Below are 26,139 nucleotides of genomic sequence, written 5' to 3'. Positions count from 1 at the left end.
GAGTCGCGCCGGCTCATACGACGCGGAGGAACCCCGTGAACGCCAGTTCGCGCACGCGCGGCAGCAGGTCGGCGCGCAGCGCTGCCGCGTCGACCTCGAGCAGGTCCGCGATGGCGTCGATCAGCACGCCCAGCGGCAGATCCCCGTCGCACGCGCCGACGAGGGCGGCGAGCGCGGGGTCGACGTTCAGCACGCGGCCGAACCCCGCTCCCTGACGCAGCTCGATCACCGACGGCTCCTCGGCACCCGGCCGGTGATGGCGCGCCTCGGTGACGTCCGGCGCGACGATCGCGGTCGCCTCGGCCAGGCCGTCGTCGTCGAGCAGGCCGAGGCGGTCCCACGCCGCGAGCGCGGATCCCAGGTGCGGTCCGAGGGCACCGGCGACCGGCTGGGTGATCCGCTCGTAGCGGGCAAGCGGCGGCATCCCGATCGGCGTCCGTCGAAGCAGCAGGTAGCCGAACCCGATCGCCGTGACGCCCCGCTCGGCGAAGTCGGCGAGCCAGGCGTCGATGAGCCGGGCGTAGTCGGGGCTCCCCGGCGTCGTGCCGCCGTCACGCACCCACAGCTCGGCGTAGGCGAGCGGGTCCAGCTGCTCGCGTTCGACGATCCACGCGTCGAGCGGCTGCGCGGATGCCGCGACCCACGTGCGCACGCGGTCGAGACCGTCCTGGCCGTCGCGGTAGTCCCAGTTCCCGAGCAGCTGGGCCGTGCCGCCGGGCGTCAGCACGTCGCCGACACCGGTCACGAACGCCGCGACGAGGTCGTCGCCCGCGAAGCCCGCATCACGGTACTCGTATTCGGGCACCCCGGCGACGCGCGGCGTGATGACGAAAGGCGGGTTCGAGACCACACGGTCGAACTCCTCACCCACGACCGGCTCGAACAGGCTGCCGTGGCGCACCTCGATCCCGTCGACGTCGTTCAGCGCGGCGTTCAGGAGCGTGAACTGCAGCGCCCTCTCCGAGACGTCGGTCGCCACGACACTCGAGGCGGTGCGCCGTGCCCGGAGGGACTGGATGCCGCATCCCGTCCCGATGTCGAGCACGCGCTGCGCGGGGGTGTCGAGCTGCAGGCCGGCAAGAGTGAGCGACGCTCCACCCACGCCGAGGACGTGCCCGGTCGGGAGCGCCCCGCCCAGCGCCGCCTCGTCGAGGTCGCTCACGATCCACCACTGGCCCGCACCCGCGGCATCCGCGAAGTCCTGGGGGCGCAGGAGCACGAGCGGTGTCGCGGTGTCACCCTCGATCCGCACGAGGCCCACGCCGGCGAGACCGGTCGCGCCGGCCGTCGGCAACGCGCGGTCGAGCGCTGCGGTCGGGGCACTGTCGCCCAGGAAGAGGGCACGGCACAGCACCGCGAGCGCGTCGTCGCGCCCCTCCAGGGACCGGCGCGCGGGGGCGAGCAGGCCGCGGCCGATCGCGTCGTCGGCCAGCGGGCCCCACGCCGCTCGGACCGCGTCGGCGGTGTACCCGGCGGCGGCGAGGTCCGCGCGCAGCGCAGCGATCAAGAACGGGTCGGGATGCCGGGTGTCGCTCACCGTCCCATTCAACCGGCCCTCGGGGGCAATCAGGGGGTCCGCAGGACCGGGACCCTAGAATCACTCCCGATGGTGCGGTCATCGATCGCACGGGAATCGACCTCTTCATGACCTTCATCTCGCCTGCTCCGGGCCGACGTCCGCCTCGCCGATCCCGGTGGCTGCGCGCCGCGGCGGCCACGACGGCCGTGCTCGCCCTCGCCGTGCCCGCACCGGCAGCGTTCGCGGCGGTCGACGACCCGGCCGACGAAACGGTCACCGCCTCGCTCGCGCCGAGCGACGGCGGCGCGGTCCCGGCCGTCGGCGAGCTCACCCTGACGCTCACGGCCGACAACCCGGGGCCCGACACCCTCCCCGCCGGCGCGGCGAGTGTCGAGATCGGGGCTGAACCGATCGGGTCGGCTGCGGCACTGACCTCGTGGCTCGACAGCGGTTCCACGGGGGCCTCGTTCGACGCGGTCGGCGAGATCGCGATGCCCGAGATCGCGTCGGAGCAGTCGGCATCCTCCTCTCTCGTGATCGAGGCAGACGACGCGGCCGTCGACGACCTCGACCCCGGCGTGTACCCGGTGCGAGCCGTGTACGGCGCGGGGGACGACGCCGTCCGCACCCGCACCGTCCTCGTGGTGCCCGAGACCGGTGGCACCACGCGGCAGATCGGTGTCGTCGTCCCGATCACCGCGGGGCCGCAATCCGGTGGCGTCATCAGCTCCGAGTCCCTCGCCGAGCTCACCGCCGACGGGGGCGGGCTCCGCGACCAGCTGGATGCCGTGACGGGCACGCCTGCGATCCTCGCCGTCGATCCGGCGATCACGGCGTCCATCCGCGCGCTCGGCTCCGCGGCTCCCACCGACGCCGTCGCCTGGCTGGACGATCTGCTGGCCCTTCCCAACGACCGGTTCGCGCTGCAGTACGGCGACGCAGATCTCGCGGCGCAGATCGGCGCCGGTGAGGCATCCCCCGTCCGTCCGGTCTCGTTCGCCGCCTACCTCGACCCGTCGAACTTCGGCGCCGCGACCGACGGCGCCGGTGCGACACCCACCCCGACCGCGGCACCCGTCGACGCGGTGCTCCCCACCCTCGAGGAGCTGTTCGACATCGGCGCCGATCGCGACACCGTCTTCTGGCCGGCCACCGGCACGGCCGGCGCCGAGACAGCCGCCGCGCTCGGCGCGGTCACCGGTGGTGAAGACGCCCCGGTCACCCTGCTCCCGACATCGGTCGTGCGATCGGATGCCGGAGCCCACGCGGTCTCGGGTGACGCCGACCTGCTCGTCTACGACGCCGACCTCTCGCGCCTGCTCGAGGATGCCTCGACGACGGATGCGGAGACCGCACGAGCTGCCGTCCTGGCCGAGTTCACCGCACGGGCAGCGCTGAGCGAGCCGGCTGCGCCCCTGCTCGTGACGGTCGACCGCGCGAACGAACGATCCGCGGCGGCCCTCAGCGCCGCGATCGATGCCGCCACCGACCTGCCCGGATGGACCGCGACGGACCTCGACGGCCTTCTCGCCACACCTGCGGCGATGGTCGACCTCGATTCCGTCCCCGCCGACGTCGACCGCGTCGCGGTGATCGACGAGTTCCGCGCGGCTCAGGGTGGGCTGCAGCGCATCGCCGGCGTGCTCGAGGACTCCTCACTGCTCACGTCGTCGGAGCGCGCGACCGAGCTGCAGCTGCTCGGCAACGGCTGGCTCGACGATCGTGACGCATGGGATGCCGCGATCCAGGCCCAGCGCGAGCGCATCGCCACGTGGACCGACGGGGTGGCTCTGGTCCTCGGCGGTCCCATCACCCTGGCGGGTTCCTCCGCGCCCCTCGTCTTCACCGTCCGCAACGACCTCCCGTGGCCCGCGCGCGTCGACCTGCTGGCCGCACCCGGCGATGCGCGTCTGGTGATCGAGGCGTCGACCGAGGTCGAGATCGGCGCACAGCAGACCAGCCGGGTCGCGATCCCCGTCTCCGCCCTCGTGGGCAGCGGGGAGTCCTCCGTCGACCTGCAGCTGCGTACCCCCGCGGGCGTCGAGATCGGTCCGAGCGAGAGCGTCGAGGTGTCGGTGCGCGCCGAGTGGGAGTCGGTCGCCCTCGTCATCCTCAGCGTCCTCGTCTCGGCGCTGCTCGTCTTCGGCGTCGTCCGCACGATCCGGCGTCGCAAGCGGATGCCGGTGGACGCCTGATGGCCGGCCTCGGACGCGCGAGCGCCACCGTCGCCGCCGGGACCATGGCGTCCCGGATCACCGGGCTCATCCGCAACATCGTGCTGGCGGCAGCGCTTCCGGTCGTCGCCGGTGGCGCGGCCGACGCATTCGCGGTAGCGAACGCGCTCCCCAACACGGTGTTCAACCTGATCTCCTCCGGCCTCCTCGCCGGCGTGATCGTGCCGCAAATCGTGAAGGCGGTGCGGACGCACGACGACCGCGGCGACGCTTTCGTCTCCAAGCTGCTCACCCTCGGGATGGTCGTCCTCACGGCGGTCACGGTGATCGCGGTGATCGCGGCGCCGCTGCTGATCCTCCTCTACGGCGGGGAGTTCTCGCCGGAGAAGCAGGCCCTGACGCTCGCCCTCGCGTATTGGTGCATCCCCCAGGTCCTCTTCTACGGCTTGTACGCGCTCGTGGGCGAAGTGCTGAACGCGAATCGGGTGTTCGGACCCTTCGCATGGTCGCCGATCGTCAACAACCTCGTGTCCATCGTGGGCTTCGGCGCGTTCATCTGGATCTTCGGGCCTCACGAAGAGGTCGTCGGCTGGACGCCCGGCATGGTCGCGCTCCTCGGAGGCACGGCGACACTCGGCATCGTCGTTCAGGCCGTGATCCTGCTTCTCTTCTGGCGTCGTGCGGGTCTGCGCGTCCGCCCCGACTTCCAGTGGCGTGGTCTCGGCCTGGGTGACATCGGTCGTCTCGCCGGATGGACCTTCCTGATGGTCGTCGTCGGCCAGGTGGCGGGAGTGTTCCAGGTCAACATCGTCGGTGCCGCGTCCGGAACCGGCGCAGCGAATGCGAGCCTGCAGTTCGCTTGGCTGCTCTTCATGCTGCCTTTCTCTGTCATCGTGCTCTCCCTCGGCACCCCGTACTACACACGGCTCAGCGAGCACGTGGCGGAGGGACGCACCGACCAGGTGACGCGGGATCTTGCGTCGTTGACCCGCACGGTCGGCATCTTCATGGTGGGCGTGCTCGCGGCCATCGTGGCCGCGATCGTCCCCCTCTCCCGCATCTTCACCAACAGCCCCGAGAATGCGATCGCGTTCGCATCCGTCCTCGCGGCCTATCTCGTCGCACTGCTGCCGCTGTCGTTCCAGTTCGGACTGCAGCGCACGTTCTACGCCTTGAAAGACACGCGGACGCCGTTCTTCTACACGCTCGTGCAGGCCGTGCTCGTCATCGCCTCCGCGCTCACCGCGAGTGCGCTGCTGCGTGGCGGGGTCCTGCCCGTGACGCTCCTGGCAGTGGCCATCGCGCTCGGCCAGTCGGTGGCGAACATCGTGCAGTTCTCGCTCGCAGTGACGCTGCTCCGACGCAAGATCGGTCCGCTCGGGCTGGGCGCGGCCGCTCGCGCCGTGGTCCGCTTCCTCCTCGCGGCCGTTCCGGCCGCGGGTGCGGGTGTCGCCGTCTTCCTCCTGGCCGGAGGCGTGTCGGGATGGACAACCGCGAATGGTCTCCTCGGCTTCGTCGGCGCCGCGCTCATCGGCGGCGTCACTCTGCTCGTCTACGGCGGCATCCTGGCCCTGTTCCGCACCCCCGAACTCGGCGTCGCGTTCCGCGCCGCGCGCCGCTTCCTCCCCGGCCGGTGAGCCCCAGGTCCGTGGAATGCCACGCGGCTACCATGGGTTGAACTGTCCGGGCGCGAACATCGCCCAGACGAAGAGAGGATTCATCGTGCGCAAGGTCATCATCATCGGCTCGGGTCCGGCGGGCTACACCGCGGCGATCTATGCGGCGCGCGCGAACCTGTCGCCCCTCGTCGTCGCGAGCTCGGTCGAGGCCGGCGGAGAGCTGATGAACACGACCGAGGTCGAGAACTTCCCCGGGTTCCCCGAGGGCATCATGGGTCCCGACCTCATGACCAAGATGCAGGAGCAGGCCGAGAAGTTCGGCGCCGAGGTCGTCTACGACGACGTCGTCTCGCTCGACGTCTCCGGTGACATCAAGAAGGTCACCCTCGGCCGTGGCGAGACGCACGAGGCCGAGGCGGTCGTCTTCGCGACGGGCTCCGCTCCGCGCAAGATCGGCATCGAGGGCGAGTCGCGCCTGTCCGGGCGCGGAGTCTCCTACTGCGCCACGTGCGACGGCTTCTTCTTCCGCGAGAAGGTCATCGCCGTCGTCGGTGGCGGCGACTCCGCGATGGAGGAGGCGACGTTCCTCACCAAGTTCGCCTCGAAGGTCTACGTCATCCATCGTCGTGACGAACTGCGCGCCTCGAAGATCATGCAGGACCGCGCCAAGGCGAACGAGAAGATCGAGTTCGTCTGGAACAGCGAGGTCATCGACGTCCTGGGAGCGGATGCCGTGAGCGGCGTCCGCCTGCGCGACACCGTCGACGGCTCCGAGCGCGACCTGGCCCTCGACGGTGTGTTCGTCGCGATCGGCTACGACCCCCGCACCCACCTCGTGCACAACGTGCTCGACATCACGGAGCACGGCACGGTGTGGGTCGACGGCCGCACCTCGAAGACCTCGGTCCCCGGTGTCTTCGCCGCGGGTGACGTCATCGACCCGACCTACCGCCAGGCGGTCACCGCAGCCGGCAGCGGGACGGTCGCCGCGCTCGACCTCGAGCACTACCTCGCCGCGCGCGGCGATGCGGGTGCACCGGCGCAGGATGCCGCCGTCATCGACGATCGCCCCGATGCCGAGGCCGACGCGGCCTGAGCGCGGAACAATTCCGGCATCCGCTGCGTTCTTTTCCCTGACACCGACGTGTCGATTCCTAAGGAGACAGACATATGACCGCCAAGGCCACGAGTGAGAGCACCTGGCAGCAGGACGTCATCGACGCCGAAGGCCCCGTTCTGGTGGACTTCTGGGCGGCGTGGTGCGGACCCTGTCGCATGGTCGGCCCCATCCTCGACGAGATCCAGACCGAGAACCCCGAGAAGATCACGGTTCTGAAGCTCAACGTCGACGAGAACCCGAACCTCGCCATGGAGTACCAGATCACGTCGATCCCGGCGATGAAGGTCTTCAACAAGGGTGAGGTCGAGAAGACGATCATCGGCGCGAAGCCGAAGTTCGCCCTCGAGCAGGACCTCGCCGACTACATCGGCTGAGCAGCTCACTTCCCGAAGGACCCGCGCGACCCCGGTCGCCGGGTCCTTCGTCGTTTCACCCTCGCCCGAACAGCCGCGACCACAACGACGGTCGCGTCGTCAGTTCCCGCGCGCGACGACCCCAGTCCGTGCGCTCGACGCGCTGGGCGCCCGGCACGGACCCGATCTCCGTTCGACTGGTCACGATGTCGGCGACGATCTCGGGAAGATGGAACGTCCGCACGATCCGCCCGACCAGGTCGTCGTCGTTCTCGAACCGACGGAGGCGATCCAGCTCGAACTGCGTCACCTGCAACTCGGCGAGCACCTCACGCTCATCCATCAGCTCCGGGATCCGCTCCAGGGAGGCTTGACGCAACGACCGCAGCACCTCCCCCGCGGGTCCGTCGTCCCCGAGGACGGACATCCACCGGGCCGGCCATGACAGGGTCAGATCAGGGATGCCGCGTCCCCGCATCCGCTCCGTGTCGGGGAAGGCGGCCAGTCCAGCGACGCTGAACACCTCGACGAGGACACTCGTCCGGGAGCGGCTGATCGTGACCACGGGGCGCTGCGCCGGCGGCCACGCATCCCGGCCCCGCTCGTGAGCCATGACGAGCAACGCACCGCCGGCCTCAGCTGCGGTGACGGATGCCTCCAGCTGCCGTGAAAGCGATGCGTAGGGCTGGGCATGGGTTCCAAGCACCACGTGCACGCGGACCACCTCGTCATTCACCAGGCGGGTCGCCGCGTCCTCCTCGGCACCCCGGCCACGAGCGACGAGGAAGAGGTCCTGCGCTTCCAGGAGGACATCGGTCCCCCACGTGCGTGCAAGTGCGTCGAGAACAGGCTGTGGCGCCGTGTCGAACAGGGATTCCTGGGACGCCACGACGAGGCCGCCGCTGGGGGTGACGGCGACCCGGGCGGTCACGGCGCCGTCCTCCTCACCCACGACCGCGACGACACCGCGCTCTCGCAGCGCCGCCGACACCGTGACGACGTCCAGGACGACACCGCTGGACGGGGCGATGTCGAGGATCGCCGCCCTCACGTCCCGCTCGCTCACACGCGGACCCTCACGACCGAGTGTGTTTCACGTGGAACGGTCAGGACGCTCGCACCGAGACATTCCATGTGCGGTGGGGTTCGCTCCCCAGCAGACGCCACACCGCAGCGCTGAGTGGCGGATAGTCGAGGGCGATCTGACGCAGCACGCGGTAATTCCGGGCCTGCGTCGGACGCTGTCCCCCATCCGCGGCGATGTTCTCGGCACGCAGCGTCAGGACAACCAACTCGTCGACCGAGGGGAGGTCCTCCATGAAAGACCATGGGTCCTCCCCGTCGCGCAGACGCTCCTCGACCAGCACCGACAACTCGTCCGACGCCTCTGCGCGCAGCACCTCGAGGCTCGCGCGTCGAGGGAGGTTGGGACGATCGGTCACCCTTCCAGCCTACGCGTGGACCCGTGCGAACGGGGCCGGATCAGGAGGCGCCGTATTCCGTCTCTCCCAGTTCCGCGAGGATGCGGTTCAGGTCCTGAATGGTAGCGAAATCAATGCTGATCTGGCCTTTACGTGCCGACAGCGAGATCTTCACCTTTGTGTTAAGTCGGTCACCGAGCCGCTCAGCGACGTCGTCGAGGTGCGCGCGGCGCGCGCCGGCCTTGGGGAGCGGGCGCACCCGATTGCCGATGGTTTTGGCCGCCGCCTCCGCCGCGCGGACGGACAGGTCCTCGTTCACGATCTTGTCGGCCAGACGCTGCATGTGCTCCGCGTCGTCGACCGAGAGGATGGCACGCGCGTGGCCGGCGCTCAGCACACCGGCGGCGACGCGCTGCTGGACCGGTACCGGCAGTTTGAGCAGGCGGATGGTGTTGCTGATCTGCGGCCGAGATCGTCCGATGCGGGTCGCCAGCTCCTCCTGCGTGATTCCGAAGTCCTCGAGCAGCTGCTGGTACGCCGACGCCTCTTCGAGAGGGTTCAGCTGCGACCGGTGCAGGTTCTCGAGGAGCGCATCGCGCAGGAGGTGCTCGTCCTCCGTCTCCCGCAGCACCGCGGGGATGGCGGTGAGTCCCGCTTCGCGCGCTGCGCGGGTACGACGCTCACCCATGATGAGCTCGTACTCGCCCTCCTCGTTGCGACGGACGACGACGGGCTGCAGGACGCCGAACTCGCGGACGCTGTGGACGAGCTCCGCCAGGTCATCCGGGTCGAAGTTCGTCCGCGGCTGCCGCGGGTTGGGGACGATGGCGTTCGGGTCGACCTCGATGAGGCGCGTGCCGGGGACGGCGACGAGGTCGTCCTCCGCCGCCGCGGTCGCAGGCGCCTCTGGGGTCCCCCCATCCGTCTCCGTCGCCGATCGGGACGCACCGGGGAAGAACACGTCGACGGGACGGGCCTCCGACGTGTCCTGCGTGGGGATGAGTGCTCCGATGCCCCGTCCCAATCCGGTTCGCTTCGCCATCAGGGGGCTCCTTCTTCTGAGTTCTGTGCGCGTCCGCGACGCGCGATCTCGACGGCCGCCTCTCGGTACGCCACGGCACCGGCGGACTGACCGTCGTACGCGATGACCGTCTGACCGAAACTCGGCGCCTCGGAGACACGGACCGAGCGCGGGATGACGGTGGTCAACACCCGGTCGGGGAAATGCGTGCGCACCTCGTCCGCGACCTGCTGAGCGAGCCGCGTCCGGCCGTCGTACATCGTCAGCAGGATCGTCGAGAGGTGGAGTGCGGGATTCAGATGCTTCTGGATCATCGACACACTCCCGAGCAGCTGGCTGAGGCCTTCGAGTGCGTAGTACTCGCACTGGATCGGGATGAGCACCTCGGTCGCTGCCGTGAAGGCGTTGATGGTGAGGAGACCCAGCGACGGCGGGCAGTCGATGAAGACGAAGTCGACGTGGTTCTCCGCGAGATACGTCTCGAGTGCCGTCCTCAAGCGGTGTTCCCGCGCGACCTGCGAGACGAGTTCGATCTCCGCGCCCGCGAGGTGGATGGTCGAAGGAGCGCAGAGGAGGTTCTCCGACTCGGGGCTGGTCTGGATGACCTCCGCGAGCGGCTCCCCGTCGATGAGGACGTCGTAGATGCTCGCGACGTCCGCACTGTGCGGGATCCCGAGAGCCGTCGACGAGTTCCCCTGGGGATCGAGGTCGATGACGAGCACGCGAGCGCCGACGGAGGCGAGACCTGCCGCCAGATTGACGGTCGTCGTGGTCTTCCCCACGCCACCCTTCTGGTTCGACACCGTGAACACCCGGGTGGATCCGTCGAAGTCGACCTGCACCTCGGCGAGGGCCTTCCTGCGCGACGTCAGATTCGCAAGTTCACGTGCGATCGGACTGTCGTCGAAAGAGAAGGGTGCGGGAGAGCTGGTGTTCTCCGGATCCGGCACCTGTTACTCCTGTCGTGTCGAGGACGTTTCCACTGTAGTCGAGGCTGTTGACCGCCCTGTTGCGCGGGCCATGTTTCACGTGAAACGATCCGGCTGCCGTACCGCGACGTTTCACGTGAAACGCTCGGAGTCGCCGGTCCCCGGGAGCGACGTTCCACGTGAAACATCACGGCGGGATGTCAGCGGACGGTGGCCCGAATCACGCGGGTCGGCTCCGCGACGACGCCATCACCGATCGGCTCGACGCGCACGTCCGACAGTCGGAATCGCCGAATCGCCTTCTCCGCAGCGGCGATCTCGTTCGCCGCGTTCGCACCCTTCAGCAGAATGAGCTCGCCGCCATCGCGCACCAGCGGCGCCGTGATCGGGATCAGTGTCCGGAACGCGCTCACGGCCCGAGCGGTCACCGCGTCCAGGACGGCCCCCTCGGACCAGTCCTCGCCGCGTGCACGGACGATCTCGACGTTGTCGAGCCCGAGCTCGTCCTTCTGCTCGGTGAGCCATGCGATCCGACGTTCCATCGGCTCGATGAGCACCCAGCGCACGTCGGGACGCGCGATGGCGAGCACGAGACCCGGTAGGCCGGCTCCCGATCCGATGTCGCCGACGCGCCATCCTGCAGTGAACAGCGGTGCAGCGACGGCGCTGTTCAGGATGTGGCGCGTCCAGATGCGGGGGAGTTCCAGTGGGCCGATCAGGCCTCGCTCCTCCCCTTGCGCGATCAGCGACTGAGTGAAGCGCCTCGCCAGGTCGATCCGGTCACCGAAGACGGATGCCGCGGCACCCGGTTCGCGCTCGGATGTTTCACGTGAAACGTCAGCCACGGCGGAGAACGGTGTGGCGGTCCGCGCCCTCGCCGTACGACTCCGAGACCAGGCCGTGCTCAGCCGCGATATCGTGCACGAGCTTGCGCTCGTAGCTCGACATCGGAGGCAGAGATGCCTGGGACGCGCCATCGTCGAGGCGCTCCACCGCGCGCTCGACGAGCTTCTGCAGTTGAGTGCGTCGCGCGTCGCGGGACCCACCGACGTCCAGGATGAGGCGTGAGAATCGGCCGGTCTTGGTCTGGACGGCGATCCGCGTCAGTTCCTGAAGCGCCTGCACCGTGTCGGGGTCCGACAACAGGGCCAGCGCCTCCGGCTGGTCGTTCTCGACGGAGACGTAGGCACGGCCGGCGCGCACGTCGAGCGTCAGGTCGCCGTCGATGTCCGCGATGTCGAGGATGCCTTCGACGAAGTCCGCGGCGATGTCGCCTTCCTGCTCGAGCTCGTCGACGGTGGGCACCGCGCGGGCACCGGGGGTCTGGTCAGTGGTCGTCATCGATCGATCCTTCAGTCCTCGTCAGGACGTGCCGTCCTGCTTGCCCTTCTGAGCCTGCTTCTTCGCGCGCTGCTTGCTCACCGGCTGCTGGCGCTTGGGAGCCTGCGCCTTCGCGCGCTCCGCCTCTTCGAACAGGCGCTGCTGCTCGGCCTCGTACTTGGCCAGCGGGATCACCTTGCCGCTGGCATCCAGCGCCTTGCCCTTCTTCGCCAGTCGCTCCTCGCGGGCCTTCGCCGCCTCGGAGCCGGGGGTCGGAAGGTTACGGATGACGACGAACTGCTGAACCATGGTCCAGATGTTCGACGTGAACCAGTACATGACGACGCCGAGCGGGAAGAAGACACCCGAGAAGATGAAGGCCAGCGGCAGGACGTACAGCATGATCCGCTGCATCTGGTAGGCCTGGCCGGTCTTGGCCTCGGGGGAGAGGTTCTTCGAGATGATCTGCAGCTGCGTGAAGAACTGCGACAGGATCATGAGGATGACGAGGATCACCAGGATGACGACGGTCGCCGTCTGATTCGTGTTGATCGCGTCGATCATGTTGACGTGCAGCGGTGCGACGCCGAACAGCTCGGCGTTGTAGAACTCGCGTGTCAGCGTCGCGTTCAGCAGGCCGGTGCCTCCCACGCCCCACTCGGCGTGCCGCTTCACCTCGCTGAGTGTGTAGAACATGCCGAGGAGGATGGGCATCTGCACGAGGAGCGGCAGGCAGCTCGACAGCGGTGTCGTGCCGTGCTTCTTGTACATCGCCATCGTCTCGCGGCTCATCGCCTCGCGGGACAGCTGGTCGCGCTTGCCCTTGTAGCGCTCCTGGATCTTGCGCATCTCCGGCGCGAGCTCCATCATCTTGCGCTGGCTCTTGATCTGGCGCACGAACAGCGGGATCAACGCGGCGCGGACCACCACGACGAGACCGATGATGGACAAAACCCAGGTCAGACCGGCATCCGGTGCAAGTCCGATGGACGTGAAGATCCAGTGCCAGAAGACGAGGATCGCCTCGACGACGAACTTGAACGGCCACAGGATGATGCTGAAGAAGTCAGGATCACCGGGTTCGGGTGTGGTCGGGTTCGGAAGCGGCGGGAGGGTCGCCGCGGCGAAGAGATCCACCAAGGATCAATCCTTTCTGCGGGGCACGACGTAGCCGTGCGAAGTCAAGTCGTGCCGGAAGTGCGTGTGAGCGGGGACGTCATCGATGCCGCCCGCGGCCCAGGGGTGGCATCTCGCAAGACGGGCAGCCGCGAGTGCCGACCCTTTGAGGACCCCGTGCTGCTGCACGGCGCCCAGCGCGTAGGCCGAACACGAGGGATAGTACTTGCACACATCGCCGTACAGCTGGGAGACCGTCGCCCGGTACCCGTGCAGCAGCGCAATGGCCGCATTGCGGGGGAGCAGCGCGATCGCCGCCGGCAGTGCGCCGGCATCCATCACCGCGTCCCCGCGTGTGTAAGACGGAAGAGGAGCCGAGCTCACGCCGCAGCCTTCCGCTCGATGCAGCGGACGACCTCGGCGCGAAGCGTCGCGAAGTCGACGGATGCCGCGGCCGGCAGCGCGCGGATGACCACATCCGCCCCGGGCCGGACGCCCGGCAGGACCTCGGCGCAGATCGCCTTCAGTCGGCGACGCACCGTGTTGCGCACGACAGCGCCCCCCACCTGCTTGCTCACGATGAAGCCGAAGCGTGGGGGGCGCTGTTCAGACGTGCTGACCACGTGGGTCACGGTGTGTGTCGCCGGACAGCGGGAACCTCCGCGGACGACGGAACGGTAGTCCGCCCCGCGGGTGATGCGGTTCCCGCGCGCCAGCACCGCGTGGTGTCAGGCCGAGAGCTCGGTGCGCCCCTTGGCGCGACGAGCCGAGAGGATGGCGCGGCCGGCGCGGGTGCGCATACGGGCGCGGAAGCCGTGCTTCTTGGCGCGGCGGCGGTTGTTGGGCTGGAACGTGCGCTTGCTCATGAAGATCACTCCGGATGGGCGGGGTCACCCGAACGCTCGAGACCGGGGACACAGGTACATGGGGGACTCGCGTCGAAAAGGCGCAAGTCAACCGACCTAGGATACGTCGAGATTCCTGAGATCCCAAACCGGGACGCCGACCGGCCATTATCCACCGACGCCGGGAGGCTGCTGGCGACGACACGCGGGCCGGTTCTACAGTGGGTTTTGCCTTGCGGAGCGCCGATGACTAGCGTGATCCGGACACTTATCCACAGGTTGTGCACAGTACCGTGCACACCACTGTCCACACCCCGGGAGGGTCATGTCCGAGCACGAACTTCCAGATGTCCCCGTCTGGAGCGCCGTGCTCGACGTGCTGGCGAACGACGACCGGGTGACCCCGCAGCTGCACGGCTTCGTGAACCTCGCCGTCGCGCAGGGAGTGATGAGCGGCACGCTCTACCTCGATGTGCCCAACGACCTGACAGCCGGGCAGTTCAACAAGCGTCTGCGCGGGCCGATCATGGAGGCTCTCGCGCAGGTCGACGCCGAGCCGGCCGCGAGCACCTTCCGCGTGGTCGTCAACCCCGAGCTCGGTGACGCGCACCTGACCGCCCCCGTCCCGGTGCAGTCCGCTCTGTCGCCCACACCCTCGGCCCCGACCCGCCCGAACGCCGAGGATTACAGCGAGCAGGCGGCGCCGGCATCCCGCAACGACACCCGGCTCAACCCGAAGTACACGTTCGACAACTTCGTCATCGGCCAGTCCAACCGGTTCGCCCACGCTGCGGCCGTCGCCGTCGCCGAGGCTCCGGCCAAGGCGTACAACCCGCTCTTCATCTACGGGGACTCGGGCCTCGGCAAGACCCACCTCCTGCACGCGATCGGCGATTACGCGATCAACCTCTACACGGGCATCAAGGTTCGGTACGTCTCGAGCGAGGAGTTCACGAACGACTTCATCAACTCGATCGTCAACAACCGCGCTTCGGCGTTCCAGGCGCGGTACCGGGACGTCGACATCCTCCTCATCGACGACATCCAGTTCCTGCAGGGCCGGGCCGAGACGCAGGAGGCGTTCTTCCACACCTTCAACCAGCTGCACGACCACGACAAGCAGGTCGTGATCACCAGCGATGTGCCGCCGCGTCACCTCACCGGTTTCGAAGACCGGATGCGGAGCCGCTTCGAGTGGGGCCTCATCACCGACGTGCAGGCCCCCGACCTCGAGACGCGCATCGCGATCCTCCGCAAGAAGGCGCAGTCCGAACGTCTCCAGGTGCCGGACGACGTGCTCGAGTACATCGCGACCAAGGTGTCGAGCAACATCCGTGAACTCGAGGGCGCCCTCATCCGAGTATCGGCGTTTGCGAGCCTCAACCGGTCGAACCTCGACATCTCGCTCGCACAGACGGTTCTCCGGGACATCGTCGATCAGGATGACGCGAACGTCATCTCGCCGACCGACATCATCTCGGCGACGGCGCAGTACTTCCGCCTCACGGTCGACGACCTCTACGGGTCCAGCCGTTCGCAGTCCGTCGCCACCGCCCGCCAGATCGCGATGTACCTGTGCCGCGAGCGCACCAGCTTGTCCCTGCCGAAGATCGGGCAGCTCTTCGGCAACCGCGACCACACGACCGTCATGTACGCGTACAAGAAGATCAGCGAACTCATGAAGGAGCGTCGCTCGATCTACAACCAGGTGTCCGAGATCACGTCGCAGCTGGGTCGATCTGCTCGCTGACGGCCCACACGCCCGGTTGTGCGGCCGCACTTGACACGTGTGCCGCGCGACCACCAAAATGCCGTTTCCCACAGTGTGGAAAGCCTGTGGATAACTGTGCGTCGCGGGCCCTCGAATGTGAACGAACGGCGACAGCCTGTGGATGAACGGCTGAAGAGAATCGTGCGGCGCCGGCGCGACTCACGCGTGTTTCCGCAGTCAGTGCACAAGTTACACGGATGTGGTTCCGGCTCGACGACTGGCATCCACCGACTTATCCACAGTTTCCACAGCTGTTAACAAGAAGACAGATCTCTCTCTATTGGAAGCCCGGTTCGATCACACCCACCGGTGCGGTCGGGCCGCGAGCAGCTCCGAAGGACGGCTTCCGGAGCGTCCTGTCGTGGGCACTAGCATGAGAGGGCCCATCTCGCCGTCAAGGGAGCATCAGTGAAGTTCCACGTCAACCGCGATGTATTCAGCGAAGCCGTGTCGTTCGTCGTAAAACTGCTCCCGCAGCGGAACCCGCAGCCGATCCTCGCCGGTGTCCTCATCGAGGCCGGTGACGACGGTCTCTCGCTGGCCGCGTTCGACTACGAGGCATCCGCTCGCACCCGCATCGAGGCGACGGTCGACGAGCCGGGCACGATCCTCGTCCACGGACGACTCCTGTCCGAGATCGCGAGCCGACTGCCGAACGCGCCGATCCAGATCACGCAGGATGCCGACGGTGAGATCCTCCTGACGTGCGGCTCCGCGCGGTTCACCCTCGCGGCGATGCCCGTCGCGGAGTACCCGGCGATCCCGGAGGTCTCGGGCGACTCGGGTCTCGTCCCCGGCGACGACTTCTCGACCGCGATCGCGCAGGTCGCGTTCGCGGCATCCCGCGACGACGTCACCCCCGTGCTCACCGGTGTCCAGCTCGAGGTCACCGGCAACGAGCTCAGCCTCGTGGCGACCGACCGCTACCGCGTCGCGCTGCGCGAGATCAACTTCGACAGCGGCGCCGTCGCTCGCGAGGAGGCGACGACCGCGCTCGTCCCGGCGCGCACGCTCACCGAGGTCGGCAAGACCTTCGCGCACTCCGGCGACATCCAGATCTCGTTCTCCGGTTCCGGCGACCGCGAGATCATCGCGTTCACGGCGGGCAACAAGACCGTCACCTCTCTTCTCATCAAGGGGAACTTCCCCCCGGTCCGCCGGCTGTTCCCTGCACAGACCGAGCACTACGCCGTCGTCAACACGGCCGAGCTCGGCGAGGCCGTCCGTCGTGTCTCGCTCGTGCTCGACCGGTCCGCCCCGCTGCGGTTCACGTTCTCGGACGAGGGTGTGTCGATGGATGCCGCCGGCACCGAGCAGGCCCGCGCCACCGAATCGGTCGACGCGACGCTCGCCGGCGACGAGGTGACCCTGGGTCTGAACCCGCAGTACCTGCTCGAGGCGCTCGGCGCCGTGAAGAGCGAGTTCACCCGCATCACGTTCACCTCGAGCGAGAACGCGAACAAGCTGAGTCCGGTCCTCATCACGCCGCAGACCTCGGGCACCCCCGAGAGCTTCAAGTACCTGCTGCAGCCGAACCTCCTGCTGCGCTGACCCGGCGTCCGTCCACATCGAGGCGTGTCGGTGCCTCGAGGGAGGGTGATCTGGTGATCGTGGAGCACCTGAGTCTCGTCGACTTCCGCAATTACGCGGCGGCCGACGTGAGTCTGGCGGCCGGTCCGAACGTCTTCGTCGGCCGCAACGGCCAGGGCAAGACCAATCTCGCCGAGGCGATCGGCTACTTCGCGACGCTCGGATCGCACCGGGTCTCGCAGGACGCGCCGATGGTGCGGTACGGGGCGGATGCCGCGTTCGTCCGGGCACGCCTGGGGTACGGCGACCGCCGCATCCAGCTCGAGGCGCAGCTGAATCGTTCGGGATCGAACAAGGCACGGGTCAACGGGGCCCCTGTCCGCACGTCCGAACTCCCCCGATACGCGCAGGTCGTGTTGTTCGCCCCCGAGGATCTGCAGATCGTCCGTGGCGACCCCTCCGCGCGTCGTCGGTTCGCCGATCAGCTCCTGGTCCAGCGCGCGCCGCGCATGACCGGTGTTCTCGCCGACTACGACCGCGTGCTTAAGCAGCGCACCGCGCTTCTCAAGTCCGCCCGGGCCCGAGGGCTCAAAGCCGATCAGCTCACCACCCTCGACGTGTGGGACGACAAGCTCATCTCGCTCGGGACCGAGATCATCCTCGCCCGCCTGCGGCTGGCCGAGGATCTCGCCCAGCCGATGCGCGACGCGTACGAGGCGATCGCCGGCGCCGACCACGATCCGCAGCTCGAGTGGGTGCTCACCGTCGAGGGCGCCGACCCCGAGGACGACGCCGCACCGGTGTCGCAGACCGGTTCCGCGATCGGCGCCGATGCTGTCGCGGCATCCTTCCGCGCGGGACTGGCCGCCAAGCGGGGTCAGGAACTCGAGCGCGGCGTCACCCTCGTGGGACCGCACCGCGACGACCTGCTCCTGCGACTGCGCGGGCTCCCGGTGAAGGGGTACGCCTCGCACGGCGAGTCCTGGTCGACGGCGCTGTCGCTGCGGCTGTCCTCGGCACAGCTCCTGCGCGATCAGCTGCGCCTCGGCGACCCGATCGTCATCCTCGACGACGTCTTCGCCGAGCTCGACGCCGACCGACGTGCGCGGTTGGCCGGCGTCGTCGCGGACTTCGAGCAGGTCATCGTGACCGCGGCGGTCGAGGGCGACGTCCCCGCGTCGCTGCGGGTCCGCACCGTCCGTGTCGAGGCGGGGACGATCGTGACGGATGCCGATGTCTGATCCCGCCGGCATCCCCGAGACGGTCGCGACCTACCTGCGACTGCGCGGTCTCGAGCCGTCGGCCGCGAAGAAGCGCCGCCGCAAGCGGCGGAACGACGACGACGAGAACCAGCCCTTCACCCCGGGTCGCGATCCCAAGGGGGTCGGCGACCTGCTCGCGGACCTCACCCGCTCGTCGGGGTGGGACGCCCAGCTCGCGAAAGAGGACCTGGTCCTCCAGTGGGCCGAGGTCGCCGGCGAGGAGACGGCTCGTCACGCCGATCCGGTCGCCCTCAGCGACGGCGTCCTCACCGTGCAGTGCGATTCGACGGCGTGGGCGAAGAACCTCCACCTCATGCGCGCGACGATCGTCACCGAGCTCATTCGACGCTTCCCGGAGGCCGGTGTCGAGTCGGTTCGATTCGTGGGACCCGACGTCCCCTCCTGGAAATGGGGCCCCAGAGCCGTTCCAGGGCGGGGTCCGCGCGATACCTACGGCTGACCGACGTCCCGGACCCTTCGGAAACGTTTCGGGCCGCCACAGCGGCGTTCAGCGGCGCACAAGCGGTGCGAGGCACTAGACTGGGAAGAAGCCCAGACGATGGATGTGGAGCGCGCGAAACCGATGACGTCAGATACCCCCGACAACACTCCCGAGGATCTCGACCCACCCGCCGCACCCCGGATCCCCGCGGAGTACGGGGCCGACGAGATCCAGGTCCTCGAGGGCCTGGAGGCCGTCCGCAAGCGCCCCGGCATGTACATCGGCTCGACCGGTGAGCGCGGCCTGCATCACCTGGTCTACGAGATCGTCGACAACTCCGTCGACGAGGCCCTCGCCGGCTACTGCGACACGATCCAGATCACGATCCTCGCCGACGGCGGTCTGCGCGTCGTCGACAACGGTCGCGGCATCCCCGTCGATCCGCACTCCTCCGACCCCACCAAGTCGACGGTCGAGGTCGTGCTCACCGTCCTGCACGCGGGCGGCAAGTTCGGTGGCGGCGGTTACGCCGTCTCGGGTGGTCTGCACGGCGTCGGCTCGTCCGTCGTGAACGCGCTGTCCACGCGGTTCGAGGTCGAGATCGCGCGCCAGGGATTCATCTGGCGCCAGACGTTCTCCGGCGGCGGCAAGCCCGAGGGTCCCCTCGTGAAGGGGGAGGAGAGCGGGACGACCGGCACGACCATCACGTTCTGGCCGGACGGATCGATCTTCGAGACGACCGACTTCGACTACAACACGCTGCGCACCCGCTTCCAGCAGACGGCGTTCCTCAACAAGGGGCTGCGCATCACGCTCACCGACGAGCGCGCGGACGCAGTCGACGTCGTCGACCTCCCCGAGGGCGGGTCGGACACCGTCCAGCGGCACGACGACTTCCTGTACGAGCGCGGCCTCGTCGACTACGTCGAGTACCTGAACAAGGTGCGCAAGGCCGACGTCGTCAACGACGAGATCATCGAGATCGAGGCCGAGGACACCGTCCGACACATCTCGCTCGAGCTGGCGATGCAGTGGACGACGACGTACACCGAGAACGTCTTCACCTTCGCCAACACGATCAACACGCACGAGGGCGGGACCCACGAAGAGGGCTTCCGCGCGGCGATGACGACCCAGATCAACCGGTACGCCCGCGAGAAGGGGATGCTGAAGGAGAAGGACGTCAACCTGGCGGGCGAGGACATCCGCGAGGGCCTCACCGCGGTCATCTCCGTCAAGCTGTCGGAGCCCCAGTTCGAGGGTCAGACCAAGACCAAGCTCGGCAACACCGAGGCGAAGGCCTTCGTCCAGAAGGTCGTCGGCGACCAGCTCACCGACTGGCTCGACCGCAACCCGCAGCAGGCGAAGCTCGTCATCACGAAGGCCGTCGAGGCGGCGACCGCGCGGATGGCGGCGCGCAAGGCGCGCGAGACCGCACGTCGCAAGAGCGTGTTCGAGTCGGCATCCATGCCCGAGAAGCTCAAGGACTGCACGAGCAAGGACCCCTCGATCAGCGAGATCTTCCTCGTCGAGGGCGACTCCGCCGGTGGGTCCGCCGTGTCGGGACGCGACCCCGAGCGGCAGGCGATCCTGTCGCTGCGCGGCAAGATCCTCAACGTCGAGAAGGCCCGGCTCGACCGCGCGCTCGGCAACGCCGAGATCCAGGCGATGATCCAGGCCTTCGGTGCCGGGATCGGGCCCGACTTCGACGTCGAGAAGGCCAGGTATCACAAGATCGTCCTGATGGCAGATGCCGACGTCGACGGCCAGCACATCACGACGCTGCTGCTCACCCTGCTGTTCCGTTACATGCGCGGACTCGTCGAGGCCGGGTACGTGTACCTCGCGCAGCCGCCGCTGTACCGCCTGAAGTGGTCGAACGCTCCGCATGAGTACGTCTACAGCGACGCCGAGCGCGACGCGCTGCTGCGCGAGGGCGTCGCGGCCGGCCGCCGCATCCCGAAGGACAACGGCGTGCAGCGCTACAAGGGTCTCGGTGAGATGAACCCGAAGGAACTGTGGGAGACGACGATGGACCCCGAGACGCGCACGCTGCGTCAGGTGACCATCGACGATGCGGCCGCGGCCGACGAGATCTTCTCGGTGCTCATGGGCGAGGACGTCGAGGCGCGGCGCGGGTTCATCCAGCGCAACGCCAAGGACGTGCGGTTCCTGGACATCTGAGTCCGCCCGCATCCCGCCCCGGCACTCCGACGACGAACGAACTGAGAGAACATGGCTGACGAAGAGCGTCCCGACCCGAACGCCGGATACAACCACGGCAACATCGACCAGGTCGACCTCCAGGTCGAGATGCAGCGGAGCTACCTCGACTACGCGATGAGCGTCATCGTGGGTCGTGCGCTGCCGCGCGTCGAAGACGGCCTCAAGCCCGTGCACCGCCGTGTCATCTACGGCATGTACGACGGCGGGTACCGTCCCGACAAGAGCTACTCCAAGTGCGCGCGCGTCGTCGGCGAGGTGATGGGTCAGTACCACCCGCACGGTGACAGCGCGATCTACGACGCCCTCGTCCGCCTCGTCCAGCCGTGGTCGCTGCGCTACCCGCTCGCCGACGGCCAGGGCAACTTCGGCTCCCCCGGCAACATGGGCGCCGCGGCCCCGCGGTACACCGAGACCAAGATGGCTCAGCTCGCGCTCGAGATGGTGCGCGACATCGACGAGGAGACCGTCGACTTCGAGGACAACTACGACGGCCGCACGCGCGAGCCGGTCGTGCTCCCCTCGCGGTTCCCGAACCTCCTGGTCAACGGATCCGTCGGCATCGCCGTCGGCATGGCCACCAACATCCCGCCGCACAACCTGCGCGAGGTCGCGAACGGTGTGCTGTGGGCACTGGAGCACCCGGATGCGACCCGTGAGGAGCTCCTCGACGCGCTGATCGAGCGCATCCCCGGCCCCGACTTCCCCACCGGTGCGCAGATCCTCGGCACGAAGGGGATCCGCGAGGCCTACCGCACCGGCCGCGGCTCGATCACGATGCGCGCGGTCGTGAACGTCGAGGAGATCCAGAACCGTACGTGCCTGGTGATCACGGAACTGCCGTACCAGGTGAACCCCGACAACGTCGCGGCGAAGATCACGGCGCTCGCTCGGGAGGGCAAGCTCAGCGGCATCGCCGACATCCGCGACGAGACCAGTGACCGCACGGGTCAGCGACTGGTGATCGTCCTCAAGCGGGATGCCGTCGCGAAGGTCGTCCTCAACAACCTGTACAAGCACACCCAGCTGCAGGAGAACTTCGGCGCGAACATGCTCGCGATCGTCGACGGGGTGCCGCGCACCCTCCCCCTCGACGGGTTCATCAGCTACTGGCTGGCGCACCAGTTCGAGGTGATCGTCCGTCGCACGCGCTACCGCCTGCGCGAGGCCGAGAAGCGCATGCACATCCTGCGCGGCTACCTCAAGGCGCTCGATGCGCTCGACGAGGTCATCGCGCTCATCCGCCGCTCCCCCACCGTCGACGAGGCGCGCGAGGGTCTGAAGACACTCCTCGACATCGATACCGACCAGGCCGATGCGATTCTCACGATGCAGCTGCGTCGCCTCGCCGCCTTGGAGCGCCAGAAGATCATCGACGAGGCCGCAGAGCTCGAGATCAAGATCGCCGACCTGAACGACATCCTCGCGTCGCGTGATCGGCAGAGCACGATCATCGCCGAGGAGCTCAGCGAGATCGTCGCGAAGTTCGGCGACGAGCGCCGCACCCACATCCTGCACGGGTACGACGGCGACATGTCGATGGAGGACCTGATCCCCGAAGAGGAGATCGTCGTCACCGTCACCCGCAACGGCTACGTCAAGCGCACCCGCAGTGACAACTACCGCTCGCAGCACCGCGGCGGCAAGGGTGTGAAGGGCGCGCAGCTGCGCGCCGATGACATCGTCGAGCACTTCTTCGTCTCGACGACGCACCACTGGCTGCTGTTCTTCACGACGAAGGGCCGCGTCTACCGCGCCAAGGGCTACGAGCTCCCCGAGGGCGGACGCGATGCGAAGGGGCAGCACGTCGCGAACCTGCTCGCGCTGCAGCCGGGCGAGGACGTGGCGCAGATCCTCGACATCCGCGACTACGCGGCGGCGGAGTACCTCGTGCTCGCCACCCGTGACGGCAAGATCAAGAAGACCGCGCTCTCGGAGTACGACACGAACCGGCAGGGCGGCATCATCGCGATCCGCCTGCGCGGTCAGGACGAGGAGGACGGCGACGAGCTCGTCAGCGCGATGCTGGTCGACTCGACCGATGACCTCCTGCTCGTGTCTCGCCTCGGGATGTCGCTGCGCTTCACGGCGAACGACGAGTCCCTGCGTCCCATGGGCCGGTCGACCGAGGGTGTGAAGGGCATGTCCTTCCGTGAGGGAGACAGCTTGCTCTCGGCATCCGTCGTCCGGGACGAGGGGTACGTGTTCGTCGTCACCCAGGGTGGGTACGCCAAGCGCACCTCGGTGGACCAGTACCGGGTGCAGGGCCGTGGCGGTCTCGGCATCAAGGTCGCCAAGCTGCACGACGACCGCGGCGAGCTCGCCGGCGGCTTGATCGTCAGCTCCGACGACGAGGTCCTCGTGGTTCTTGCCAGCGGCAAGGTGGTACGCTCGGCCGTTGCTGAGGTGCCTGCGAAGGGTCGCGACACGATGGGTGTCGTCTTCGCTCGCCCCGACGACGACGACCGGATCCTCGCGATCGCCCGAAACGGCGAGCGTGGACTGGCTGAGAGTGCGGAGGCCGATGAGGCCGCTGCGACTCCCGAGACCACCGAAGAGAGTGACGCATGAGCTCCGTAGCCGACAAGCTGGCCAAGAAGTCCTCGAGCCGGACGACCGCGAAGCAGGTCCGCCTCCGTCTCGTCTACGTCGACTTCTGGTCGGCCGTGAAGCTGTCGTTCCTGGCGGCCGTCGCCCTCGCGATCGTCACCGTCATCTCGACGCTGCTCGTCTACCTCGTGATCAGCTCGACGGGTCTCGTCGGTCAGGTCGATGCTCTGCTCGGCGCGGTGAACGGTGAGAACACGTTCACGCTCGCGTCGATCCTGAACCTGCCGCAGGTGATGGCGTTCGCCGCGGTCGTCGCGATCCTGAACCTCATCGTCGTCACGGTGCTGGGTGCGGTCCTCGCGGGGATCTACAACCTCATGGTCAAGGTCACCGGCGGCCTGCTCGTCGGCTTCACCTCGAACTGAGTCGGATGCCGCGGCATCCCGTCACGCGACGGAGGTGCCCAGCAGCAGCCCCAATCCCCACGTGACGGCGAGGGCGAGCGCGCCGCCGACGACGAGACGGACGACGGCGCGACGCCTGCCGGCTCCGCCGAGAGTCGCGGAGATGGTGCCGGTCAGTCCGAGCGCGATGAGCACGGCGACGAAGGTCGTCGCGACCCGCCACTCTGCCGGCGGCAGCAGGATCGCGAGGAACGGCAGCAGCGCACCGAGTGTGAACGCGATGGCGGACGAGACGGCCGCCTGCCACGGGCTGGTCAGTTCATCCGGGTCGATGCCGAGTTCGATGTCGAGGTGGGAGCGCAGAGCGTCGTGCGCCGTCAGCTCCTCGGCCACCTTCCGTGCGGTCTCCTCCGTCAGGCCCTTCTCCCGGTAGAGCTCGGCGAGCTCGGCCAGTTCCTCCTCGGGCATCTCGGCCAGCTCGCGGGTCTCCTTGGCGATGAGCGCACGCTCGGTGTCGCGTTGGCTGCTGACCGAGACGTACTCGCCGAGGGCCATGGAGATGGCGCCACCCACGAGCGCGGCGGATGTCGCCGTCAGGATGGGGCCGAGATCGCTCGTCGCCCCCGCCACGCCGACGGCGACGGCGGCGACACTGACGATGCCGTCGTTCGCGCCCAGCACTCCTGCGCGCAGCCAGTTCAGTCGCTGTCCGAGGCCCGCACCCTGCGGCTCGCGGTGGGCGGGTTCGCGCGGGGTGGTCGTGCTCATGAGGCCAGTGAATCAGAACGAGCGGATGCCGCGGGCCGCGTCCGACGCGGATTCGTCAAACGACGTCCTCTTCGGGTAAAGTCTTGGAGGTTGCAGGCGCGAGCCGGCAGCGACGGGGCTATAGCTCAGGCGGTTAGAGCGCTTCACTGATAATGAAGAGGTCCCAGGTTCAAGTCCTGGTAGCCCCACCGTCACCGCACCGGGGGCCTTAGCTCAGTTGGTAGAGCGCCTGCTTTGCAAGCAGGATGTCAGGAGTTCGAATCTCCTAGGCTCCACAATCACAGGAACGCCGGAACCCGTTCGGGTCCGGCGTTTCGCGTCTCGCGTGGCGTCACATCCCGTCACGCCGCGTCACGGATCGTCGTCGTGTTTGACGCGTCGCCGCTGCGGTCCGAGAGTCGTTCCCGGAGTCCTCACCACGAGGCGGAAGGGAGCGGATGATGACCGAGATGACGGAGGCCGCAGAGCCCACGAAGTTCGCCTACTGGGTGCCGAATGTGTCGGGTGGGCTGGTGGTGTCGTCCATCGAGCAGCGGACGTCGTTCGACCTCGACTACAACATCGAGCTGGCCCGCACCGCGGAGCGCGTCGGCTTCGAGTACGCCCTCAGCCAGGTCCGCTACCTGTCCAGCTACGGCGCCGCGCAGCAGCACGAATCCACGTCGACGAGTCTCGCGCTCCTCCTCGCCACCGAGAAGCTGAAGGTCATCGCCGCCGTGCACCCGGGTCTGTGGGAACCGGCGGTCCTCGCGAAGTTCCTGCTCACGGCCGACAACTTCTCGAAGGGTCGCGCAGCCGTCAACGTCGTCTCCGGGTGGTTCAAGGACGAGTTCACCAAGCTCGGACTCCCCTGGCTCGACCACGACGAGCGCTATCGGCGCTCCGGCGAGTTCCTCCAGGTCCTGCGCAAGCTCCTGACCGAGGAGAACGTCCGCTTCGCCGGCGACTTCTACCGGGTGAACGACTTCACCCTGCGGCCCGGACCGTACGAGGTCCCGGGGCGGCCGCATCCGGAGATCTTCCAGGGTGGCAACTCGACGGCCGCCCGATTCAACGGCGGTGCCTACGCGGACTGGTACTTCTCCAACGGCAAGGACTTCGACGGCTTCACCGAGCAGTACGACGAGGTGACGCGGATCGCGGCCGAGCACGGCAGGCGCGTGCGCTTCGGTCTCAATGGGTTCGCGATCGTGCGCGACACCGAGGCGGAGGCGCGGGAGCAATTGCGCGAGATCATCGCGAAGGCCGACACCGAGGCTGTCGAGGGCTTCCGGAAGTCGGTGCAGCAGGCGGGCGCTGCCACCGCGGATCGCAAGGGCATGTGGGCCGACTCGAGCTTCGAGGACCTCGTGCAGTACAACGACGGCTTCCGCACGCAGCTCATCGGTACCGCCGAGCAGGTGGCTCGACGCATCGTCGAATACAGGCGGCGCGGAGTCGATCTGTTCCTCCTCGGCTTCCTGCACTTCCAGGAGGAGCTCGAGCAGTTCGGCCAGAAGGTCATCCCGCTCGTGCGCGAATTGGAGGCACAGGAGGGTGCTCCGCAGCGACACCACGCCGACGCCTGACGAATCTTGCGCTTATCTTGAGGTGACGTTGCGCTGAGCTTGCGGCGGCGGCGACACCATAATGATGTCGCCGTTGGAGACGACGCCCCGAAAGTCGGATCCACCGAAGAGCAGCAACTCCGCGGGGGGACGCGGAGTGTCTGGGGGCTCTGCCGCGACATGGCCTGGGGTGCGTGGCTGGGGA

The 26,139-nt window shown here is 68.2% G+C and carries 24 protein-coding genes and 2 tRNA genes; 14 read left to right on the top strand and 12 right to left on the bottom strand.

From position 1 onward, the window contains the following. Positions 1 to 13: 13 nt before the first annotated feature. Positions 14 to 1,537, bottom strand: a complete 1,524-nt coding sequence (locus tag AB0259_RS10305) for a methyltransferase (protein ID WP_366221870.1) — start codon at positions 1,535 to 1,537, stop codon at positions 14 to 16. A gap of 107 nt (positions 1,538 to 1,644) precedes the next feature. Here AB0259_RS10305 and AB0259_RS10300 point away from each other — a divergent pair, with 107 nt between their 5' ends. The 4 genes from AB0259_RS10300 (at position 1,645) to trxA (ending at position 6,806) form a co-directional block, all read left to right on the top strand. Beyond that, complete coding sequence (locus AB0259_RS10300) at positions 1,645 to 3,714, top strand: DUF6049 family protein (protein ID WP_366221872.1); 2,070 nt, start codon at positions 1,645 to 1,647, stop codon at positions 3,712 to 3,714. After that, positions 3,714 to 5,330, top strand: coding sequence for a murein biosynthesis integral membrane protein MurJ (murJ, locus tag AB0259_RS10295; RefSeq protein ID WP_366221874.1), 1,617 nt, complete (start codon positions 3,714 to 3,716; stop codon positions 5,328 to 5,330). Before AB0259_RS10300 ends, murJ begins: the two co-directional genes overlap by 1 nt. An 85-nt stretch (positions 5,331 to 5,415) precedes the next feature. After that, entirely contained in the window at positions 5,416 to 6,408 is a 993-nt protein-coding gene (gene trxB / locus AB0259_RS10290; RefSeq protein WP_251577339.1) for a thioredoxin-disulfide reductase, read from the top strand. Positions 6,409 to 6,482: 74 nt separating this feature from the next. Continuing rightward, the gene (trxA, locus tag AB0259_RS10285) at positions 6,483 to 6,806 is read left to right on the top strand and encodes a thioredoxin (RefSeq protein ID WP_251577341.1); all 324 of its coding nucleotides are present in this window, start codon (positions 6,483 to 6,485) and stop codon (positions 6,804 to 6,806) included. Positions 6,807 to 6,861: 55 nt separating this feature from the next. On the opposite strand, the gene AB0259_RS10280 is transcribed toward trxA, so the two are convergent. The 10 genes from AB0259_RS10280 to rpmH all read right to left on the bottom strand — a co-directional run bounded on the left by AB0259_RS10280 (position 6,862) and on the right by rpmH (position 13,458). Further along, positions 6,862 to 7,851 carry a hypothetical protein gene (locus AB0259_RS10280; RefSeq protein WP_366221877.1) on the bottom strand — a complete coding sequence of 330 codons (990 nt, stop codon included), beginning with the start codon at positions 7,849 to 7,851 and terminating at the stop codon, positions 6,862 to 6,864. Positions 7,852 to 7,891: 40 nt separating this feature from the next. After that, entirely contained in the window at positions 7,892 to 8,227 is a 336-nt protein-coding gene (locus tag AB0259_RS10275) for a tryptophan synthase subunit alpha (protein WP_251577344.1), read from the bottom strand. A 40-nt stretch (positions 8,228 to 8,267) separates the two neighbouring features. Beyond that, positions 8,268 to 9,248 (bottom strand): ParB/RepB/Spo0J family partition protein, encoded by a 981-nt coding sequence (locus AB0259_RS10270; protein WP_251577346.1) that lies wholly within the window; start codon positions 9,246 to 9,248, stop codon positions 8,268 to 8,270. After that, a complete protein-coding gene (locus tag AB0259_RS10265; RefSeq protein WP_366221880.1) occupies positions 9,248 to 10,177 on the bottom strand; it encodes a ParA family protein in 930 nt (309 codons plus the stop codon). Before AB0259_RS10265 ends, AB0259_RS10270 begins: the two co-directional genes overlap by 1 nt. Positions 10,178 to 10,356: 179 nt before the next feature. Then, the gene (gene rsmG / locus AB0259_RS10260) at positions 10,357 to 11,001 is read right to left on the bottom strand and encodes a 16S rRNA (guanine(527)-N(7))-methyltransferase RsmG (RefSeq protein ID WP_366221882.1); all 645 of its coding nucleotides are present in this window, start codon (positions 10,999 to 11,001) and stop codon (positions 10,357 to 10,359) included. Beyond that, the gene (locus AB0259_RS10255) at positions 10,994 to 11,497 is read right to left on the bottom strand and encodes a R3H domain-containing nucleic acid-binding protein (protein ID WP_251577350.1); all 504 of its coding nucleotides are present in this window, start codon (positions 11,495 to 11,497) and stop codon (positions 10,994 to 10,996) included. Before AB0259_RS10255 ends, rsmG begins: the two co-directional genes overlap by 8 nt. Positions 11,498 to 11,518: 21 nt before the next feature. Continuing rightward, positions 11,519 to 12,613, bottom strand: a complete 1,095-nt coding sequence (yidC, locus tag AB0259_RS10250; protein ID WP_251578956.1) for a membrane protein insertase YidC — start codon at positions 12,611 to 12,613, stop codon at positions 11,519 to 11,521. 6 nt (positions 12,614 to 12,619) lie between these two features. Next, the gene (gene yidD / locus AB0259_RS10245) at positions 12,620 to 12,931 is read right to left on the bottom strand and encodes a membrane protein insertion efficiency factor YidD (RefSeq protein ID WP_251578959.1); all 312 of its coding nucleotides are present in this window, start codon (positions 12,929 to 12,931) and stop codon (positions 12,620 to 12,622) included. Between the two features lie 41 nt (positions 12,932 to 12,972). Continuing rightward, complete coding sequence (gene rnpA, locus AB0259_RS10240; protein WP_366221885.1) at positions 12,973 to 13,311, bottom strand: ribonuclease P protein component; 339 nt, start codon at positions 13,309 to 13,311, stop codon at positions 12,973 to 12,975. Positions 13,312 to 13,320: 9 nt separating this feature from the next. After that, positions 13,321 to 13,458 (bottom strand): 50S ribosomal protein L34, encoded by a 138-nt coding sequence (gene rpmH, locus AB0259_RS10235; protein WP_022879826.1) that lies wholly within the window; start codon positions 13,456 to 13,458, stop codon positions 13,321 to 13,323. A 304-nt stretch (positions 13,459 to 13,762) separates the two neighbouring features. On the opposite strand from rpmH, the gene dnaA reads away from it, so the two are divergent. From dnaA to AB0259_RS10200, 7 genes are all read left to right on the top strand, one after another. Beyond that, positions 13,763 to 15,187, top strand: coding sequence for a chromosomal replication initiator protein DnaA (gene dnaA, locus AB0259_RS10230; RefSeq protein ID WP_251577354.1), 1,425 nt, complete (start codon positions 13,763 to 13,765; stop codon positions 15,185 to 15,187). 429 nt (positions 15,188 to 15,616) lie between these two features. Further along, positions 15,617 to 16,759, top strand: a complete 1,143-nt coding sequence (gene dnaN / locus AB0259_RS10225; RefSeq protein WP_251577356.1) for a DNA polymerase III subunit beta — start codon at positions 15,617 to 15,619, stop codon at positions 16,757 to 16,759. A 53-nt stretch (positions 16,760 to 16,812) separates the two neighbouring features. Next, positions 16,813 to 17,979 carry a DNA replication/repair protein RecF gene (gene recF / locus AB0259_RS10220; RefSeq protein ID WP_251577358.1) on the top strand — a complete coding sequence of 389 codons (1,167 nt, stop codon included), beginning with the start codon at positions 16,813 to 16,815 and terminating at the stop codon, positions 17,977 to 17,979. After that, entirely contained in the window at positions 17,966 to 18,460 is a 495-nt protein-coding gene (locus AB0259_RS10215) for a DciA family protein (RefSeq protein WP_251577361.1), read from the top strand. Before recF ends, AB0259_RS10215 begins: the two co-directional genes overlap by 14 nt. A 123-nt stretch (positions 18,461 to 18,583) precedes the next feature. Beyond that, positions 18,584 to 20,626 (top strand): DNA topoisomerase (ATP-hydrolyzing) subunit B, encoded by a 2,043-nt coding sequence (gyrB, locus tag AB0259_RS10210; protein WP_251577363.1) that lies wholly within the window; start codon positions 18,584 to 18,586, stop codon positions 20,624 to 20,626. 51 nt (positions 20,627 to 20,677) lie between these two features. Beyond that, entirely contained in the window at positions 20,678 to 23,236 is a 2,559-nt protein-coding gene (gene gyrA, locus AB0259_RS10205) for a DNA gyrase subunit A (protein WP_366221889.1), read from the top strand. After that, positions 23,233 to 23,640: a DUF3566 domain-containing protein gene (locus tag AB0259_RS10200; RefSeq protein ID WP_251577367.1), complete on the top strand. Its 408-nt coding sequence runs from the start codon at positions 23,233 to 23,235 to the stop codon at positions 23,638 to 23,640. Before gyrA ends, AB0259_RS10200 begins: the two co-directional genes overlap by 4 nt. Before the next feature lie 21 nt (positions 23,641 to 23,661). Here AB0259_RS10200 and AB0259_RS10195 read toward each other — a convergent pair whose 3' ends face one another. Continuing rightward, positions 23,662 to 24,387 carry a VIT family protein gene (locus tag AB0259_RS10195; RefSeq protein ID WP_251577369.1) on the bottom strand — a complete coding sequence of 242 codons (726 nt, stop codon included), beginning with the start codon at positions 24,385 to 24,387 and terminating at the stop codon, positions 23,662 to 23,664. Positions 24,388 to 24,501: 114 nt separating this feature from the next. Between AB0259_RS10195 and AB0259_RS10190 the strand changes: the two genes are divergently transcribed. The 3 genes from AB0259_RS10190 to sfnG all read left to right on the top strand — a co-directional run bounded on the left by AB0259_RS10190 (position 24,502) and on the right by sfnG (position 25,955). After that, a tRNA-Ile gene (locus AB0259_RS10190) sits at positions 24,502 to 24,575 on the top strand. Between the two features lie 14 nt (positions 24,576 to 24,589). Continuing rightward, positions 24,590 to 24,662: transfer RNA gene (locus AB0259_RS10185), tRNA-Ala, on the top strand. 165 nt (positions 24,663 to 24,827) lie between these two features. Continuing rightward, on the top strand, positions 24,828 to 25,955 hold the full coding sequence (gene sfnG / locus AB0259_RS10180) for a dimethylsulfone monooxygenase SfnG (RefSeq protein WP_366221892.1): 1,128 nt from the start codon (positions 24,828 to 24,830) through the stop codon (positions 25,953 to 25,955). Positions 25,956 to 26,139: the final 184 nt, after the last annotated feature.

The sequence above is a fragment of the Microbacterium sp. NPDC080005 genome, from assembly GCF_040702445.1.
Lineage (GTDB): Bacteria > Actinomycetota > Actinomycetes > Actinomycetales > Microbacteriaceae > Microbacterium > Microbacterium oleivorans_D.
Note: the sequence above shows the minus strand (reverse complement) of the source record. Positions and strands in the feature narration are given on the sequence as shown.